The organism is Mesorhizobium sp. CA13 (assembly GCF_020165235.1).
In the GTDB taxonomy this organism is placed as follows: domain Bacteria; phylum Pseudomonadota; class Alphaproteobacteria; order Rhizobiales; family Rhizobiaceae; genus Mesorhizobium.
Map to the genome: position 1 here is coordinate 309,569 of NZ_JAIUHS010000002.1, position 17,275 is coordinate 326,843.

At 61.7% G+C, this 17,275-nt stretch carries 22 protein-coding genes; 13 read left to right on the forward strand and 9 right to left on the reverse strand.

Annotation, left to right across the window (positions count from 1 at the left end; translation table 11 throughout):
• The first annotated feature begins 99 nt into the window (after positions 1-99).
• The 4 genes from LB566_RS07070 (at position 100) to LB566_RS07085 (ending at position 3,713) form a co-directional block, all read left to right on the forward strand.
• Positions 100-1,266, forward strand: a complete 1,167-nt coding sequence (locus LB566_RS07070) for an HlyD family secretion protein (RefSeq protein WP_224623862.1) — start codon at positions 100-102, stop codon at positions 1,264-1,266.
• Positions 1,263-2,861 (forward strand): DHA2 family efflux MFS transporter permease subunit, encoded by a 1,599-nt coding sequence (locus LB566_RS07075; protein WP_224623863.1) that lies wholly within the window; start codon positions 1,263-1,265, stop codon positions 2,859-2,861. Before LB566_RS07070 ends, LB566_RS07075 begins: the two co-directional genes overlap by 4 nt.
• A 101-nt stretch (positions 2,862-2,962) precedes the next feature.
• Complete coding sequence (locus LB566_RS07080) at positions 2,963-3,127, forward strand: hypothetical protein (protein WP_181169370.1); 165 nt, start codon at positions 2,963-2,965, stop codon at positions 3,125-3,127.
• A 142-nt stretch (positions 3,128-3,269) separates the two neighbouring features.
• Positions 3,270-3,713, forward strand: coding sequence for a PPC domain-containing DNA-binding protein (locus LB566_RS07085; protein WP_224623864.1), 444 nt, complete (start codon positions 3,270-3,272; stop codon positions 3,711-3,713).
• A 19-nt stretch (positions 3,714-3,732) separates the two neighbouring features.
• Here the strand turns inward: LB566_RS07085 and LB566_RS07090 are convergent, their stop codons facing one another.
• A complete protein-coding gene (locus LB566_RS07090) occupies positions 3,733-4,341 on the reverse strand; it encodes a cysteine hydrolase family protein (RefSeq protein WP_224623865.1) in 609 nt (202 codons plus the stop codon).
• Positions 4,342-4,579: 238 nt separating this feature from the next.
• Between LB566_RS07090 and LB566_RS07095 the strand changes: the two genes are divergently transcribed.
• The 3 genes from LB566_RS07095 to LB566_RS07105 are packed head-to-tail and all read left to right on the forward strand — an operon-like array spanning position 4,580 to position 6,430.
• Positions 4,580-4,996 (forward strand): GFA family protein, encoded by a 417-nt coding sequence (locus LB566_RS07095; RefSeq protein ID WP_224623866.1) that lies wholly within the window; start codon positions 4,580-4,582, stop codon positions 4,994-4,996.
• Positions 4,948-6,000, forward strand: coding sequence for an ATP-dependent DNA ligase (locus tag LB566_RS07100; RefSeq protein WP_140550005.1), 1,053 nt, complete (start codon positions 4,948-4,950; stop codon positions 5,998-6,000). Before LB566_RS07095 ends, LB566_RS07100 begins: the two co-directional genes overlap by 49 nt.
• Before the next feature lie 13 nt (positions 6,001-6,013).
• A complete protein-coding gene (locus LB566_RS07105) occupies positions 6,014-6,430 on the forward strand; it encodes an HD domain-containing protein (RefSeq protein WP_224623867.1) in 417 nt (138 codons plus the stop codon).
• 25 nt (positions 6,431-6,455) lie between these two features.
• Here the strand turns inward: LB566_RS07105 and LB566_RS07110 are convergent, their stop codons facing one another.
• The gene (locus tag LB566_RS07110) at positions 6,456-6,794 is read right to left on the reverse strand and encodes a DUF427 domain-containing protein (protein ID WP_318012726.1); all 339 of its coding nucleotides are present in this window, start codon (positions 6,792-6,794) and stop codon (positions 6,456-6,458) included.
• 359 nt (positions 6,795-7,153) lie between these two features.
• Between LB566_RS07110 and LB566_RS07115 the strand changes: the two genes are divergently transcribed.
• On the forward strand, positions 7,154-7,435 hold the full coding sequence (locus tag LB566_RS07115; protein WP_224623869.1) for a hypothetical protein: 282 nt from the start codon (positions 7,154-7,156) through the stop codon (positions 7,433-7,435).
• An 82-nt stretch (positions 7,436-7,517) separates the two neighbouring features.
• Here the strand turns inward: LB566_RS07115 and LB566_RS07120 are convergent, their stop codons facing one another.
• Positions 7,518-8,135 carry a flavodoxin family protein gene (locus LB566_RS07120; RefSeq protein WP_224623870.1) on the reverse strand — a complete coding sequence of 206 codons (618 nt, stop codon included), beginning with the start codon at positions 8,133-8,135 and terminating at the stop codon, positions 7,518-7,520.
• A gap of 174 nt (positions 8,136-8,309) precedes the next feature.
• On the opposite strand from LB566_RS07120, the gene LB566_RS07125 reads away from it, so the two are divergent.
• The 3 genes from LB566_RS07125 (at position 8,310) to LB566_RS07135 (ending at position 10,828) form a co-directional block, all read left to right on the forward strand.
• Positions 8,310-8,993 (forward strand): MgtC/SapB family protein, encoded by a 684-nt coding sequence (locus tag LB566_RS07125; RefSeq protein WP_318012828.1) that lies wholly within the window; start codon positions 8,310-8,312, stop codon positions 8,991-8,993.
• 180 nt (positions 8,994-9,173) lie between these two features.
• Positions 9,174-9,560 (forward strand): hypothetical protein, encoded by a 387-nt coding sequence (locus tag LB566_RS07130; protein ID WP_140549732.1) that lies wholly within the window; start codon positions 9,174-9,176, stop codon positions 9,558-9,560.
• 77 nt (positions 9,561-9,637) lie between these two features.
• On the forward strand, positions 9,638-10,828 hold the full coding sequence (locus tag LB566_RS07135) for an NADH-quinone oxidoreductase subunit D (protein ID WP_224623871.1): 1,191 nt from the start codon (positions 9,638-9,640) through the stop codon (positions 10,826-10,828).
• Positions 10,829-10,883: 55 nt separating this feature from the next.
• Here LB566_RS07135 and LB566_RS07140 read toward each other — a convergent pair whose 3' ends face one another.
• Positions 10,884-11,321: a CBS domain-containing protein gene (locus LB566_RS07140; RefSeq protein ID WP_140549730.1), complete on the reverse strand. Its 438-nt coding sequence runs from the start codon at positions 11,319-11,321 to the stop codon at positions 10,884-10,886.
• 123 nt (positions 11,322-11,444) lie between these two features.
• On the reverse strand, positions 11,445-11,618 hold the full coding sequence (locus LB566_RS07145) for a hypothetical protein (RefSeq protein ID WP_224623872.1): 174 nt from the start codon (positions 11,616-11,618) through the stop codon (positions 11,445-11,447).
• Positions 11,619-11,780: 162 nt separating this feature from the next.
• On the opposite strand from LB566_RS07145, the gene LB566_RS07150 reads away from it, so the two are divergent.
• Entirely contained in the window at positions 11,781-11,966 is a 186-nt protein-coding gene (locus LB566_RS07150; RefSeq protein ID WP_224623873.1) for a hypothetical protein, read from the forward strand.
• A 24-nt stretch (positions 11,967-11,990) separates the two neighbouring features.
• Here LB566_RS07150 and LB566_RS07155 read toward each other — a convergent pair whose 3' ends face one another.
• Both LB566_RS07155 and LB566_RS07160 read right to left on the reverse strand, forming a co-directional pair.
• Positions 11,991-12,740 carry a metallophosphoesterase gene (locus LB566_RS07155; protein ID WP_224623874.1) on the reverse strand — a complete coding sequence of 250 codons (750 nt, stop codon included), beginning with the start codon at positions 12,738-12,740 and terminating at the stop codon, positions 11,991-11,993.
• Entirely contained in the window at positions 12,733-13,542 is an 810-nt protein-coding gene (locus LB566_RS07160; RefSeq protein ID WP_140549727.1) for a nucleotidyltransferase family protein, read from the reverse strand. The genes LB566_RS07155 and LB566_RS07160 overlap by 8 nt, the downstream gene beginning before the upstream one ends.
• A 269-nt stretch (positions 13,543-13,811) precedes the next feature.
• Here LB566_RS07160 and LB566_RS07165 point away from each other — a divergent pair, with 269 nt between their 5' ends.
• A complete protein-coding gene (locus LB566_RS07165) occupies positions 13,812-15,515 on the forward strand; it encodes an HAD family hydrolase (RefSeq protein ID WP_224623875.1) in 1,704 nt (567 codons plus the stop codon).
• An 88-nt stretch (positions 15,516-15,603) separates the two neighbouring features.
• Here LB566_RS07165 and LB566_RS07170 read toward each other — a convergent pair whose 3' ends face one another.
• Both LB566_RS07170 and LB566_RS07175 read right to left on the reverse strand, forming a co-directional pair.
• Complete coding sequence (locus LB566_RS07170) at positions 15,604-15,801, reverse strand: hypothetical protein (protein WP_224623876.1); 198 nt, start codon at positions 15,799-15,801, stop codon at positions 15,604-15,606.
• Between the two features lie 174 nt (positions 15,802-15,975).
• Positions 15,976-17,253, reverse strand: a complete 1,278-nt coding sequence (locus LB566_RS07175) for a PQQ-dependent sugar dehydrogenase (protein ID WP_224624116.1) — start codon at positions 17,251-17,253, stop codon at positions 15,976-15,978.
• Positions 17,254-17,275: the final 22 nt, after the last annotated feature.

Below are 17,275 nucleotides of genomic sequence, written 5' to 3' on the forward strand. Positions count from 1 at the left end.
CTCGATCTGAAACAGGAACTTTCTCGGACGCGGATCCGTTGATTTACGTCCTTCCAGTACGCGGCTTTTGCCGCACCAACCCTACCGCGGACCGCTAACGTGGACACGAACTCTCCAGACGTCGCACCAGTCGACGAAAGACCTCAAACAAAGCGGCGCCCCGATTCACGACCGAAGGGCGCCTCGTCGCGCCCACAAGCAAAACAGGACTCCGATGCTTCCTCCGGGAAAAAAGATGGCCTGTTCGGCTCACTCAGGCGGCACCCCTACGTCACCGCGGCGGTCATCCTTGTTCTGCTGCTGGCGGCGGCCGCAGTGATCATCTGGTGGCTCCAGGCGCGACAGTATGAATGGACCGATGACGCCTTCATCGACGCCCGGACCGTAACCATAGGCGCCGAAATCGCCGGCCGCATCACCGATGTGGCGGTAACCGACAACCAGAGCGTAAAGGCCGGCGACGTCCTGCTGCGCATCGACGACAGGGATTATCAGGCATCCCTCAAGCAGGCTCAGGCGCAGGTGGCGCAGGCCGACGCCGAAACCGCCGACATTGCAGCCCAGATCGAAGCGCAGCAGGCCAAGGTGGACCAGGCCGAAAAGCAGGTGTCGCAAGGCCGGGCAGCGCTTGATTTCGCCAAGGCCGAAAATCAGCGCAACAGCGAATTGCTCGCCAAGGGAACCGGAACGCTGCAGCAGGCGCAACAGGCTGCCTCGACGCTTCGCCAGGCCCAGGCGACGCTCGACAGCTCGCAGGCGAACGTGGTGGCCGCCCAGAGACAAGTCGCCGTCCTTGAGGCCCAGCGCAAGAGCGCCGGGGCAAAACTCGACCAGGCCCATGCCAGCGAAGAGCAGGCCCGCACCGCGCTTTCCCGTACCGCGATCACCGCTCCGGTGGCCGGACGGGCGACGAACATATCCGCCGCCGTGGGCGCATATGCCCAACCGGGGCAAGTGCTGATGATGTTCGTGCCCGAAGACGTGTGGGTGAAGGCCAACTTCAAGGAAACACAACTCGACCTAATGCGGCCTGGCCAGCCCGTCGAGATCAATATCGACGCCTATCCGGAGCAGACCTTCAGGGGCCACGTCGACAGCATCCAGGCCGGCAGTGGAACCGCCTTCAGCCTGTTGCCCGCGGAGAACGCGACCGGCAATTTCGTCAAGGTGGTGCAGCGCGTGCCCGTGAAGATCGTCTTCGACAAGAAGACCGGCCTGCTGCTCGGGCCCGGCATGTCCGTGGTGCCGACGGTCAAGGTGCGATGACCGGCCAGGCGACCGCGCAAGCCGACGAAAGCCGGTCCGCCGCCGGCGGGCGCAATCCCTGGCTTATCGCCATCGTCGTCTCCATCGCCACCTTCATGCTGGTGCTCGATACCTCCATTGCCAATGTGGCGCTGCGCAACATAGCGGGCAGCCTCGCGGCCGGAATGGACGAAAGCACCTGGATCATTACCACCTATCTGGTCGCCAATTCCGTCGTCATCCCGATCAGCGGCTGGCTCGCCGGCGTGATCGGTCGCAAACGCTATTACATGATCTGCGTCGCCACCTTCACGCTCGCATCGCTGCTCTGCGGCCTGGCGCCGAACCTGGAAATGCTGATCCTGTTTCGCATCCTCCAGGGACTGGGCGGCGGTGGGATGGCGCCCAGCGAGCAGTCGATCCTCGCCGACACCTTCCCGCCCGAAAAACGCTCGCAGGCCTTTGCCCTCTACGGCATCGCCGTGATTGTGGCACCGACGGTCGGGCCGACCATCGGCGGCTGGCTGACCGATCATTTCTCCTGGCACTGGATCTTCTTCATCAACGTGCCGTTCGGCATCATGTCGTTGGCCCTTGTGCAATGGCTGCTGGTCGAACCTGACGTGCTGGAGCGCGAGCGGCACGAGAGGCTGAAGGGTGGCCTGAAGATCGACTGGGTCGGCTTCATCTTCGTCGTGCTGGCGCTCGGATCCCTTGAGATCTTCCTTGACGAGGGCCAGCGCAATGACTGGTTTGCGTCGGGCTTCATCACGACATTCGCCGTGATCTCGGCCGTCTCTTTCCTTTTCCTGATCCCCTGGGAGTTTCGCCATCGCGATCCGATCGTCGACATGCGGCTGGTTTTCACCCGCCAGTTCGGCACATCCTTCCTGGTGATGTTGGCGGTCGGCGCGGTGCTGTTCAGCACCACGCAGATATTGCCGCAGCTCCAGCAGACCACCTTCGACTACACCGCGACGCTTTCGGGGCTTTCGATGATGCCCGGCGGCATCGCCATGCTGATGCTGATGCCGATTTCCGGCTTCGCCTCCGGCTTCGTGCAGCCGAAATACCTGATCATGATCGGCATGTCGGCGGTTGCCGTCGGGTTGTGGCATCTGACCTCACTGTCGCCGGATGCCGGTTTCAGCTATTTCACCTATGCCCGCATTTTCATCACGGTAGGGCTTCCCTTCCTGTTCATCCCCATTTCGACGGCCGCCTATGTCGGCCTACCGCCGCAAAAGACCAACCAGGCCTCCGCGCTGATCAATGTCGCACGCAATATCGGCGGCAGCGTCGGCGTATCGCTCTCCAACACCGTCGTGGCGCAGAACGCGCAGTTGCACCAATCCCATCTGATCGGAAACACGGCGCAGTCCTCGCCTGTCTATCAGCAGATGCTTCGGCGCATGACGGACTATTTCGTCGCTCAGGGCTCGCCCGCGGTCGAGGCGAAAGTCCAGGCGGTCGGCTGGATTGGCCAGACAATAGGCCGGCAGGCGACGCTTCTGGCTTACGTGGACTTGTTTCGCTACTCGGCGATCGCGACCGCCCTTCTGGTGCCGCTCGCACTTTTGCTGCGCTCCCCGAAGTCGAGTTCCTCCGCGAAATAGCTTCTGCCGAGGCAGGCGCTCCCTCGAGCAGGGCAGTTTCATGGAACCGGGCGGCGCTTGTCTGGTTACGTCCCATGACACGGAAAAAAGGAGACAGACCGATGGCCAAGGAAAAGATCCGGCCACAGGACGAAGATCGCGAAGCCGTGCATCTGGCCGAAACGACCGACGTTTCGCCCAAGCAGGCGAAAGATCTCATCCGCAAGCACAACAACGACAGGAAAGAGGTGAAAAAGGAAGCCAAGAACTTCAAGGCTGAGGGGTAGGCGTTCGGATATTAGCCGGTCGCTTCAACGCCGCGCGCCTGCCGCAATATGGAACAAGGACGCGAACGGTTCGTTCAAATAAGTGGGCCGGCCTGAAAATTCACCGCCAAGGTTTCTGCGCCTTGGCTACAGGACAACGGCAATGAAATCGAAACTGGTTTCGAAAGTCGCGGGACAGAGAACCTTCGTGGTGGTGCTGGAGCCTGGCGAGGAGGCGATTGGCGCGCTCACTGCCTTTGCCAGCGAAGAACAGATCGACGGCGCATCGCTGACGGCACTCGGCGCGTTCGAGCGAGCAGCCGTCGGCTGGTTCGACTTCGAGGCAAAGGACTACCGCAAGATACCGGTCAACGAACAGTGCGAGGTTCTCAGCGCGATCGGCGATATTGCCGTGGGCGATGACGGCAAGCCCAGCCTCCACTTGCATGCCGTGCTCGGACTGAGCGACGGAGCGACGCGGGGCGGACATCTGCTGGGCGGCGTCGTGCGACCGACGCTGGAGGTCACACTGGTCGAGTCCCCCACTCATCTGCGCCGCAGGAAACACGCCGATCTCGGCATCGCCTTGATCGACCTGAGCGCCTGACCTGGACATTGCTTCGAGATCAGGTCCAGTTGGAAAGAACCGTCTCCATCTCGACCGTTTCGACCTGCTGCGCGAACCGCTGATGATAGACGGTCATCAGCGCGTCGTGTGTTGCATCCGAAGAGCTGCACAGGGCATCCGTCACCAGAACCACGCGGTAGCCGATATCGATCGCGCCAAGCACCGTCGCCAGAACGCAGACGTCGGTCTCGCCGCCCGTGATAACCAGAGTGTCGATCCGGCGAGATGAAAGCAGCGTGTGCAGATGCCCTTCGGGCCACGGTGAGTAGATATGCTTGTCGACGACGATCGCCGGCGGGCAGCATGCCGACAGCGGCGGCAGGAGTTCGATCATCTCCTCGCCGATCCTGTCGATGGTCATCGATGCCCAGCGTTCATAATACCGCTTCCAGGTGCCTGCGCCCTGCCCCGGGCTTCGCGCCGGCAGGAAGCGCGTAAAGATCGTTTGCGAAGGATACCGTTCGGCAAGGCTGACGATCCGGGGAAGTACGCGGGTGATCCAGGGCGTAGCCCACTCCGACGGCTCGGCGAACAGCCGCTGCATGTCGACACACAGATGAGCGCAATGATCGCCTAGGGGTCCATATGCCAGACCCGGAACCGACATCAGCAGCGACCCGCTTTGTCGTCTTCGGCGTCGAACCGGCACGAGGCGGCCATGGACAGATACCTGAACGCACATGCCAGCCGGATAGGGGTTCCGTTCAAGTCGACATCCTTGCGCTAGTCCCCAGTTTCTCGAGTGCCGACCAAACGCGAGGCAACGAAACTCGTTCCCCTCGGGCTTTCGGAAACCACATCATCGGTGGAACGTTGACCAGCATCGAGGTTCGAGAGATCGGCCAATGGTCGCGCTGCAAGAAATGAGAGAACGAACCGGGGGGTGCCTGTGCGGCAATGTCCGCTATCGCACCATCTCCAAGCCGCGCGCTCACTATTGCCACTGCGACATGTGCCGGCGCTCGACTGGCAGTGCGTTTGCCGTTCTGGCCTGGGTCCCTTCAGCCAGCTTGCAATGGCTTTCCAACCAGCCTTTTTGCCGCCGGTCATCACCCATCGCACAAAGAAGCTTCTGCCGCGACTGCGGATCGCCCATCGCGTTGGCCTACGATGCATCGCCGGATGAAATCGCCCTGCATGTCGGAACCTTCGATCATCCCGCCGATCTCGAGCCACGCTATAACTACGGATCCGCGCAACGGCTCGGATGGACATGCTGCGGTGTGGACCTGCCGCACCACGACGCCGAAGAGCGGTGGTAGAGGCCGTGGCCGCTGCTTTTCCGCTGCCTTTGGATACCCGCCCCATGGAGGCCAAGGCGGCCGACGCGCTGCCGGGCGACGGTCTCTGGCAGTATGAGCCGAAGTGGGACGGATTCCGCTGCCTGGCCTTCAAAGGCGCCGCAAGCGTCGATCTCAGGGCCAAGTCCGGCAAGCCGCTTGGCCGGTATTTTCCGGAAATAACGACACTGTTGCGCGATCTCGATACCAAGTCTTTCGTTGTCGACGGCGAGATCGTCATCGAAGTGAATGGCGATCCCTCCTTCGAGGCCTTGCAGATGCGGCTTCACCCTGCTGAAAGCAGGATTCGCATGCTGAGCGCGCAGACCCCGGCCCATCTCGTCCTGTTCGACATTCTCGCCGATCCGGATGGCGGGATCATGCTCGACAAGAGCTTGACGGAACGACGGGCCGCGATCGAGCGCTTCGTCACGGGGTCGGGCGTTTCCTCGTTGCGGTTGTCGCCGCGCACCACCGACGTGACCACCGCCAGACGCTGGCTGGGCGAGGCCGGCCACGGCTCCACCGATGGAGTTGTCGCCAAACTGCTGACGGACCCCTATCGGCCGGGCGAGCGCGCCATGATCAAGGTCAAGCGGCTGCGCACGGCGGACTGTGTCGTCGGCGGGTTCCGCTATCTTACGGGCAGCAGCCAGGTCGGATCCCTGCTGCTTGGACTCTATGACGACCACGGCAAGCTCGACCATGTCGGGTTTACGTCGACGATCGGCAAGGACGACAGGACGGAAATTACCGCGAAGCTCGAGAAACTGCGAGGCGGACCCGGCTTCACCGGCAAGGCTCCCGGTGGGCCGAGCCGCTGGAGCACCGAACGCAGCGGGGAATGGGAGCCCGTGCTGCCGGAGTTGGTTGTCGAAGTCCGTTTCGATCATGTCACCGGCAATCGGTTTCGCCATGGAACCAAACTGTTGCGATGGCGGCCGGACAAGGCGCCGCGGCAATGCCGCTTCGAACAGATCGAATGAAGGGAGGCTGGCGATGAGCATGCTCTACCGGGCGGCCAAGATTGCCGAGGACGCGCATCGATCGCAGACCGACAAGACCGGGCAACCCTATATCGAACACTGCAGGCGCGTGGTCGACGCCGTCGAAACCCTTGACCAGAAGATCGTGGCTTATCTGCATGACGTCCTCGAAAAAGGGGAGGGCTGGACAAGGACGAGGCTGAAATCCGCAGGCTTTGGTCCCTCGATTGTCGCCGCGGTCGATGCACTGACGAAGAGGCGTGGCGAGAATGAAATCGCCTTCGTGCGCCGGGCTGCGTCAAATCCTCTGGCGCGACCGGTCAAGCGTGCCGATCTGGCCGACAACCTGTGGCAAGCGCGGCAGGCCGGGATTCCCATCGCGAAATTTGAAGAGGGCCTGCGCATTCTCGACGAAGACCGCGCAGCGTGAAGGCGACCTGGGCCGCGGTGCCCGGCTATTCCACGATGTGAGGCGTGTGGCGCTCGTCTTCAGCGGGATCGGCGTCTATGCGAGCCTTGCCGGGATCGAAGGCGGCGTGGCGAGCAAGCATCCGGACAGGCGCCTCCGGCTCTTCATACGCCCACATGAAATCATCCGCCGATCCGCCAACGGCATGCACGCGCCAATAGCTCGCAGTGCCTTTTGGCGATATCGAGGTGGTATCGGTTTTCTCGAGCAGGTCGAAATAGATATCCTGGAACGGGATGTAGAACACAGGATCCCTCCCCGCTTCCTGGACCTGCAGTGCATGTTCGGTGGAAGCGATGATGGCGTCGGAGAATCTGACGGTCACCGTTCCATGGAAAGGCTGAATATGGAGATTGTTTCCCGACGGTGATCGGGGCTCGGCTGAAGGGTTCATTTGAGTGTCTCTGAGGTTTCCAATCGGTACAGTCGATCAAGGGCGGTCTCAAAGGCAAAACGAGGTAATGCGGGATTGGTTGCGCGAATGCGGCGGCTGCCCCCGATGCGGCATCCCAGGCCCGCGGCGAAACACCAACCGATCCCACTGAGAGGAACAACGGGCCGGGTTGGCGGTTATCCGTTAGCCTTTCCAATTCCACGACCCATCAGGATAACCGACGGCGGAAAGCGACGCACTGGCTACAAAGGGGCCCACATGAGGCACCCCGTTCATACTGGAGACATGAGATGGAACCGCGCAAGAAGCAACGATCCGAACAACCGGACGAAACTGAAGCCCCGGCAATCCAGCAGTCGGACTGGGATGCAATCAAGGGCGGCAGGGTTCTTCCAGACAAGGTGTCCGACAATGTCGACGCCGTCGTCGACGTCGAGAAGGAAGGGGACCTGCCGGAAGAGGACGATGACAACGCCTACCAGAACAGCGACGAGGCGTTGCCCGACGACGAAGAGGAAGGTGCCATATCGCGCGATCTGGCCAGGCGAGGCGGGCCTTTTGACGAGACGTGACACAAGAGGACGCCAACCGGCAACCATCGAGTGGACGATGGTGTCAGGGCAACGGGCACTCCGTGCCGCCACGAAAATCTCTTCACTTTCTCACGCCGGGATACTGCCTTTCCTTCAGCACGGTAGCCAGATGGGCCGCATTCGAAGCCGTCATTTCGATCATCTCGACCACGGCTTCCGGCGTTCCGGGCAGGTCGACATAGTTGACGTCGCCCATAGCCTGCCCAACCCAATACACGCCGCCATTGGCAGGAATCGTGAAGCCGACGTCGTTTAGCGCCTGAAAGCACGCTGCATGGCAGGCATGGGCGCCGTCTTCATTGCCGACGATCGCCACGATCGCGATCTTGCCGGCGGCCGGCATCCGGCCTTGTTTGTCGGTCTCCGATAGAAACGCATCCATTCGTTCCAGGACGCGCTTGGCGACACTCGAAGGCTGGCCGAGCCAGATGGGCAAGCCCAGCACGAAGATGTCGGCCTCGAGGATCTTCCTGCGGAGCTGTGGCCATCCGTCTCCCTCGCCCATGTCCGACAGCACGCCGGGTTTGATCTCATGGTCGAGCGCGCGAACGATTTCGCCCCGAACCCCATGCGGCACCATCGCCGTCAGCAGATCCGTCAGCAGGCGGTCCGTGGACGATCTCTCGGCGTCGTCGGAGGCCTTCAAGGTGCAATTGAGCGCAAAGGCGGTGAGCGGCATGGAAAGATCTCCCGAGTGCGTTCTGTGCCAAACGCGCTGGGTCGCCGTGGGTTGCCTGAAACCCGACAAGAAGCTTCGCCTTCCACCGTGGGAACCATCGAACGCTTCGCGGTGTTGGAGAACGAGCCCATTGCGTGAGTCGTCCCCGCTGTGACCATGCCGCTTCATCCAACCTTGACCGACCTCGCCCTGCGCCTGGCTCTTGCTTTTGTTGCCGGCGTGATCATCGGAATGAACAGGGAAGCCCGCGGCCACACCGCCGGGCTCAGAACCACCATCCTCGTCGGCCTGGCGGCCGCGATCGCGATGATGCAGGCCAATATCCTGCTCGAGGTGGGCGGCAAGGATGCGGATTCGTTCAGTGTGATGGACGTGCTGCGTTTTCCGCTGGGCGTGCTGACGGGCGTTGGCTTCATTGGCGGCGGAGCCATTCTCCGCCGCGGCGATTTCGTGACGGGTGTCACCACGGCCGCCACCTTGTGGGTCATGACCGCAATCGGCCTCGCCTTCGGCGGCGGCCAACTGGCACTTGGCACAGCGGGGACGGTTTTGACGTTGATAACGCTTCAGGTGCTGAAGCAGGTCGATCTGTGGATCCCACGCACCCATCATGCGATCCTGACGATCTCGTCGGCGAACGGCGTTCCGCCTGACCTCGATCCATTGGTTCAACCGCTGGGCTATCGCTGGCGCTTTCTCGGAATGCAGCACGACATCGAGCGCGGCCGTTTCATATTTTCCTTCGAGCTGAGCTGGAAACAGCCCGATGCGGCTAAGCCGTCCGTCGAGATACTGGCGCGGATCAGTCCGCGCTACGACATCGAAAGGTTTGAGGCGACCAGCGACAAAGGCCCCTGACCATAGGCAGGCAGCGGAACCGGTTGCGTCCTTGTCCCTGGCTCCGGATTCGACTGGAGCCGGAACAAATCCGGGCTTCGCGCTTTGAACACGCAACGCTGTTCGAGGCGATGGCTGCATTCGGCAGTTCCTGTCGCGCGGCATCCCGATCGATCCTCCTCGAACAAGGAAGGAAACATCATGAACAAGACGATCATCATCCTGGCGGCGTTCGCTTTGGCTTTGCCTGCCCATGCACAGTCCCAAAACGCGCCACTTCCCCCAGCCGCCCCGGCACCGGAAGCCGTGCCTGATCAGACCGGTCCCGACCAGGGCATCGCCGGACAGACATTCACCAACGTAGCCATCGTCGCATTGGCGGACTTACCCCCCGACCTCAAGGCCAAGGTCGAGACCGTGGTTGCCCAGACCAGCCAGGAAGACCTTCACGTCCTGCAGAGCTCGGTCAGCGCATCGCCGGAAGCCTCGTCGGTGCTGGCCGCGAATGGGCTTGATGCCTCCGAAGTCGTGGCGGCCAACATTGACGGCGACGGCACGCTGACGCTGATCATCCAGACCACGACCTGACGGCATGGGTCAGCACCCGATGCCGGGGCGGATATCCCAGCTCCGCAGCCAGGCGGCAAAGGTCGAAGGAGGGCGTCATGGCTGACGCGACGGTCCGCAATTTCACGATAAACTTCGGACCGCAGCACCCTGCGGCGCATGGCGTCCTGCGGCTAGTGCTCGAACTCGATGGTGAAGTCGTCGAACGCGTCGATCCGCATATCGGGCTGCTGCACCGAGGCACGGAGAAGTTGATCGAGTACAAGAACTACCTGCAGGCCCTGCCCTATTTCGACAGGCTTGACTATGTGGCGCCCATGAATCAGGAGCACGCCTTCTGCCTGGCGGCGGAGAAACTGCTCCAGATCTCGGTTCCACAGCGCGGCCAGCTCATCCGCGTGCTGTATTGCGAGATCGGCCGGCTGCTGTCCCATCTGCTCAATGTCACCACGCAGGCGATGGATATCGGCGCCCTCACGCCGCCGCTGTGGGGTTTCGCCGAACGCGAGAAACTGATGGTGTTCTATGAACGCGCGTCGGGCGCCCGCATGCATGCCAACTATTTCAGGATCGGCGGCGTACATCAGGATCTTCCACCGGACCTGTTGGACGACATCTGGGATTTCTGCGATCCGTTCCTCAAGGTCTGCGACAATCTCGAAGAGCTGCTCACCGAAAACCGCATCTTCAAGCAACGCAATGTCGACGTCGGCGTCATCGGTCTCGACGATGCCTGGGCTTGGGGATTTTCCGGCGTAATGGTGCGGGGGTCGGGCGCGGCATGGGATTTGCGCAAGGCGCAGCCTTACGAATGCTACCCGCAGATGGATTTCGATATTCCCATCGGCAAGAACGGCGACTGCTATGACCGCTATCTCGTGCGAATGGAGGAGATGCGCCAGTCGGTCCGGATCATGAGGCAATGTCTTGACAAGCTACGGTCGCCGCAATGCCAGGGACCGGTGGCAATTCCCAACCGGAAGATCACGCCCCCGCGCCGCGCGGAGATGAAACGCTCCATGGAAGCGACCATTCACCATTTCAAACTTTACACGGAAGGCCATCACGTGCCCGAAGGCGAGGTCTATGCCGCCGTCGAGGCGCCGAAAGGCGAATTCGGCGTCTATCTCGTTTCGAACGGGGGCAATGTTCCTTACCGGTGCAAGATTCGGGCGCCGTCCTTCGCGCATCTGCAAGCGATGGACTATCTGTCCCGGGGGCACATGATCGCCGACGTCTCCGCGATCATCGGCTCCCTCGACATCGTCTTTGGAGAGATCGATCGCTGAACATCCACCGCCGCCCGCGTTCCGCGGGCGGCGAACCTCGCCATGTCGGCGATAGTCAGTGCGCCGTCTGCGAATGCGCGCCGCCTGCCTGCGAGATGCCGTTCAGCGCTTCGCCGGCTCGGGCGGCCTCGCCATTCTTCGTGAGATCGCCAAGCGAGATGATGCCAACCAGCCGTTTTTCACGGTTGATCACCGGCAGCCGCCTAACCTGAAGGTCCCCCATCTGCTGGAGCACGTCTTCGATCTCCTCGTCGTCGTAACAGTACCTGATCTCGGCACTCATCACTTCGCGCACCCGGGTATCAGGCCCCCTGCCCTGGGCGACGCCACGGACGGCGATGTCGCGATCGGTAATCATTCCGACCAGTCGGTCGTCCTCGCCTACGGGCAGAGCGCCGGCATCGAGGCTGGCCATGGCGGCGGCGGCCTCCCGTAAGGTCTGGTCCGGACTGGCGACCTGAACGCCTTGCGTCATGCAGTTGCCAACTTTCATGATGTTCTCCTTTGCTTGATGCGCCCCTTGCCATAGTTGCAATGGAAACACGATGAAGGGACGATGGAGCTGGCACGAGACGTTCCATTGCCACCCGGAATCAGGATCTCACGCGTCGCACGGTCAGACGACGCGGCTCCCGGCATGCATCGGCGACTCTTCATTCTCGTCGGGATTGGGCAAAGGCGTCTCGTCCGGAAGTTGCTCCGGATCCGGCTCCTCGATCGGTTCCGGCTTCCAGGTCGGCGCCGGCATCGGCACGTCGCGATTGGGATCTGGTTTTCCTGGGTTTTGCACGGGATCACCTCCCTTCATTCGGGACGCAACTCCTGGCCGGCGTCATTTGTTCCATGGAGGTGACGCGCTGTCGATCGCATCCGCGATCGACTTCAGCCGTGTCTTTCGGAACCGGACGGTTTTCCAATCCGTTCTCTCGACAATCGATCGAGGAGAAAGACGATGGCTGGTGACGAGAGAATTTCCGGCAGCAACTTGCCGCAGGTTGCGGTCGACAGTGAACAGGTCTGGCAACTGGCGGCAACAGCCGATCTGCCGTCCAATCAGGCACGCGAGCTCGTGCGCCGTCACGGCAACGATCCGCACAAGCTCGAAGAATTGGCAAAATCGATCAAAGCGGTAAGCTGATCGTCGGGACGGCGTCCCACTCCGTCAGATTTCAAGCAAGGCATATGGTCGGCCGGTCGGTTTGGAGACGTGCATGGCGACGTTGTAGACCCTCGCCCCGCCCGGCGTGCGGCCCTCATAGCTTCCCCGATGCGCATGGCCGTGCACGACAGCACTGACCTGGAACCGGTCGATCGTTTCCGCCAGCCGCGACGAGCCCAGAAACGGAAATATCTCCAAGGGCTCGCCGGCGATGGTCTCGACGATCGGAGCGTAGTGCAAAATGACAAGTGTGCGTTTTGCGCGAACCTGGCGCATCGCGTTCTCAAGCCGCATCGCCTCGCTGACGCTCTCGGCGACCATTGACTTGATGGCCGGCTCGCCGAAGGAGCCGAGCATGCGTGACCCAAACCCTCCGACGAACCCCTTCACGCCGACGAAGCCGACCTCCTCTATTTCCGTCGTCTGCCCGTCGAGGAGATGGACGCCCGCTTGACGTAGGATTTCCGCGACGTCCTCGACCGCTCCGGATTCATAATCGTGGTTGCCGAGCACGCCGACCACCGGAATGGAACAGGCGCGCAGGTCTTCGGCGAGGATCTCGGCCTCGCGGGGCTTGCCTAGATTGGTCAGATCGCCTGGAAGGACGAGGATATCGGCCTCACGTGACATCTCGCTGAAGAGATCGCGATACGACGTCTGGACGTCCTCCTTCACATGCAGGTCGCCAACGGCAGCCACCTTGAGTGTAGTGTTGTTATCCATCGCCGCAGCGTTTTCGGCCCGTTCAGCCATCGCGAAATTCTCCTGTACCGCCGACGCCGGCAAAACCCCATTCCTTGACGTCGATTTCGTAGTCGGTTTGCGAAAGCAGGCGGCCGCGGCAGATCTTCATCCGGGGGGAAGGCAACTGACGTTGCTTGGCAAGACGGTCGAGCAGTTCGTCAAGCAGCCACGCGGGGATGCGGTCGCGCTCGCTCGGATAGATCCATCTGAAACTGAGAAGCTGCATCAGCAGCACTTCCCAGTGGACTTCCAGGTAGGACAGAAGCCTGTGCCAGTCGATCTGGTCCTGCGCCTTGAGGATCGTATGGGCGATGTCCGCGCCATCATGGCGCCCTCTGTCCTGGATGAAGCATTTGGACCATATGAGCTCGGTCGGGCTGATGATCCTCACCCGGCTTCCCAACAGTTCGGTTTGGCGGGCATGCTCCAGCCACTGGTCGCTTACCGGCACCGTTCCGTTCGCGGAGGCGAATATGATGTCGAAGAAATGCGTACCCTTGAAGACCTTTCCAAGCCATCGGTCGTCCTCGATCTCGACCGCGTAGCCGAGTTGTTTGAAATGAGCCAGGATGCGCGCGTAGTCGCCTGCCTTGCAGAAGATGTCGAGATCCTTCGTCTGACGAATGACGCCGGTGTAGGCGCTTACCGCATAGGTTCCGGCGACAAGGAAAGGAATGTCGGTGGCGGCGAGTTCGCGAATGGCTTCGGTATAGAACACCTCGGCCTCGGCGTTCTTGAGCGTCGGCGCGGCCTTTGCATCGATCGTGGGAAGGGATGCCGGAACAGTTCCCGGCAACGGATCGTTGGTCATGACACGCATGGCTCCCACACATCGGCAACCGATTGATCGCCCGCGTTGTTAACAGCGGGGACCTTGCCTGGTTCCGCCATCGTCGCGTCACGGCTGGGGAAAATCCGGTGGCGGCGGGCAAAATCACCCGCAGGACCTCGGGTTTCCGCATGTTGCGGGGACCGTTTCCTGCATTGGAACCAACGCCATCCGGCGCCGTTAGCCCGGACCAGCCGAAGCTGCCTTCGGGCGATCGGGGTGTCTGGTTTCAAGCGCAGACGATATCCAGGATGTATGTTCTTGCCCTAGCGACAGACTATGACGGCACGCTCGCCGAAGACGGGGCCGTCTCCGATGCGACCTATGCCGCGCTCGAACGGCTGAAGCAGACGGGCCGCAAGCTGATCATGGTGACCGGCCGCGAGCTTGCCGATCTCGAGCGGGTCTTTCCGGCACTCGACATCTTCGACAGGGTGGTCGCCGAAAACGGCGCGCTGCTCTATACGCCCGCTTCGAAGAAGGAACGGCTTTTGGCGCCGGCGCCCCCGGCCGAATTTGTCGACCGGCTGAAGCGTCGCGGGGTCGCGCCGCTGTCGGTCGGACGCTGCGTCGTGGCCACCTGGGAACCACAGGAAGCCGCCGTGCTGTCGGAGATCAAGGAGCTTGGACTTGAGCTCGAGATCATCTTCAACAAGGGCGCGGTGATGGTGTTGCCAAGCGGGGTCAACAAGGCCACCGGCCTTGCCTGCGCGCTCGAGGAATTGGGGTTTTCCGCCCACAACGTCGTCGGCGTCGGCGATGCCCAGAACGACCATGCATTCCTGCGCGCTGTCGGTTTCGGGGTCGCCGTAGCCAACGCATTGCCGACCGTTAAGGAGACGGCGGATTTCGTCACAGCCAGCCCTCGAGGTGCCGGCGTGGTGGAACTGATCGAACAGCTCATATCGCGCGATGCCGGCTTCGTGGAGACGGCTCGCCAACACGTGGAGGTGGGAACCGACAGAGCGGGCGCGCAGGTGCACCTTTCACCGCATGGCGGCGGCGTGCTGCTGGCCGGCACGTCCGGTATCGGCAAATCCACGCTTGCCACCGCGTTGACCGAGCGCTTTGTCGAGAAGGGGTTTCAGTTTTGCGTTCTCGACCCCGAAGGCGACTATCAGGAACTCGAGAATGTGGTGGTGGTTGGCGACGCCAAGACCCCGCCGATCTCGCGTGAGGTCTTCGATCTTCTGTCCAAGCCAACCAACAATGTCGCTGTCAACATGCTGGGGCTGAAGACCGCCGAACGGCCTGGCAATTTTGCCAAGCTGCTGCCGGACATGGCCAGCATTCGCGCGCGCACCGGCCGACCGCATTGGCTGATCATCGATGAGGCGCATCATCTTTTGCCCCGGGCCCGCGACGGCGCGTCTTTCGCGCTGCCCAAGACCCTCCCCGCGACCATCCTGATCACCGTGCACCCCGATCTGGTTTCGCGCGACGTACTGGCTGGCGTCGAAACCGTTCTGGCGCTTGGACCGGAAGCCGACAAGATCGTCGCAAGCTTTTGTGCCACGCTCGGCATCGACGTTCCCGACGGCGCCGTGCCGCCTCCTAAGGACGAAGTCCTGTTCTGGAAACGATCGTCGGGCGAGCCGATCAGGACGGTCAAGGTCGAACGGCCCAGCCAGGTTCGCAAGCGGCACATGCGCAAATATGCCGAGGGCGACCTTGGCGACAACAGCTTCTATTTCCGGGGGCCGGACGGAGCGCTTAACCTGAAAGCGCAGAACCTGATGATGTTCCTTCACATCGCCGAAGGCATCGACGATCGCACCTGGGAACATCACCTGCGCGCCGGTGATTATTCGAAATGGTTCCGCAGCAAGATCAAGGACGAGAACCTCGCCGACGAGGTGGCGGACATAGAAGCGGATACCGGCACGGATATGCAGGAGAGCCGCGCCGCCATCGCCGAAGCCATTGGCCGCCGTTACACTGCTCCCGCGGACTGATCTTGAACCTGGGCAGACATAGGCCCATCCCGATTCCTCGGGATGGGCCTTCTCACGTCATGAGAGGTCAGCGTCTGGCCGAAATCCTCTAGCGATTTTTGTGGCTCTGTTGGCCCGCTCTTACATGTTGTTCGTGCGAGCCGCCCCGCATGTTGGAGCCGTCGCCCTGTTGCCGCTCATCGTTGCCCGCGGCCTGTTGCTGCTGGCGGTTCTTGTTTTCCGTGTTCTTGTGGCTCTGCTGGCCTGCCTTCACATGTTGCTCGTGGCTACCACCTTGATTGGGCATGCTAATTCTCCTTCAGTCCAATTTCGAGACGACAGTTGTCTCCCCCGGAAAATGCAGATTTCGGCACCGACGTTCCCTCACGTAATATTTCGTGACCATCCTGCCAAAGGGACGAAGGCGGACCGAGCTTGATGGCCGACCGGCGGGAGAGCGACATGCCTGACGCGGCAATCATTACCCCGAAGGTATGACGCGCCACACTGTGTTTCCGACATCGTCCGCGATCAGCAGCGCTCCGGTTTTGTCGATGGCAACGCCGACCGGCCGACCACGCGCCTCCTCCTGATCGTTGAGGAAACCTGTGACGACGTCTTGAGCCATGCCGCTCGGGCGGCCACCGCTGAATGGCACGAAGACGACTTTATAGCCATTCAGCCCGGGACGGTCCCAGCTGCCGTGCTCGCCGACAAAGGCGCCGCCCCGGTATGTCTGCGGCAGGCTGGTTCCCGTGTAGAAAGCCATGCCCAACGGTGCCACATGCGAACTCAGCGCATAATCGGGAACAATCGCCTTGGCGACCAGATCCGGGCGCTGTGGCATTACTCGGGGATCGACATGCTGGCCGTAGTAGCTGTACGGCCAGCCGTAGAAGCCGCCGTCCTTCACCGATGTCATGTAGTCTGGAACCAGATTTGGCCCAAGTTCATCGCGCTCGTTGACGACGGTCCAGAGTGCTCCTGTCTGCGGCTCGAAACTCAAGCCGTTCGGATTGCGCAATCCGCTGGCAAAAATGCGCGATCGCCCGGTGGCCCTGTCCACCTGCCAGATTGCGGCGCGGTCCTTTTCCGCGCCGATGCCGTTTTCGGTGATGTTGCTGTTCGAACCGACGCCGACATAGAGCAACGAACCGTCCGGACTGGCGACGAGGCTTTTGGTCCAATGATGATCGATCGGGCCGCCCGGCAATTCCGTCAACCTGACGCCCGGCGCGGTGATCTTGGTGTCGCCTGGCTTGTAGGGGTAGCGCATGATCGCGTCGGTGTTGGCAACGTAGAGGTCGTTTCCCACCAGGGCGACGCCGAAGGGCGAATTCAGGTGATCAAGGAACACATCCCGGACGTCAGGCACGCCGTCACCATTGCTGTCACGCAGCAAGGTGATGCGGTTGCTCGGTCCCGTATCGCCGCCCGAGGTGACAAGCGATTCGATCAGGCCCATCACGATATCCTTCGGCCGGTTGGCTGGCGGTTCCGGCGGGGCCTTCGATTCGACGACCAGCACATCGCCGTTCGGCAGGATGTAGAGCGAGCGCGGATGCTGAAGCCCGGTCGCCAGCGCATGGATCTGAAGGCCCTGCGCTACCGTCGGCGTTTCATCCTTCTTCCAGCCGACCACGGATGCAAGATGCATCGGCGGGAACAGATATTGCTTTATCTCCGGCAAATTCGGGTTAGGGCCTATCTGAGTGCTTGGGTCGGCGGCATCGTCGCTGCAGCCCGCGGCGCCGAGCATCGCAAAACAAAGGAACGCAAGC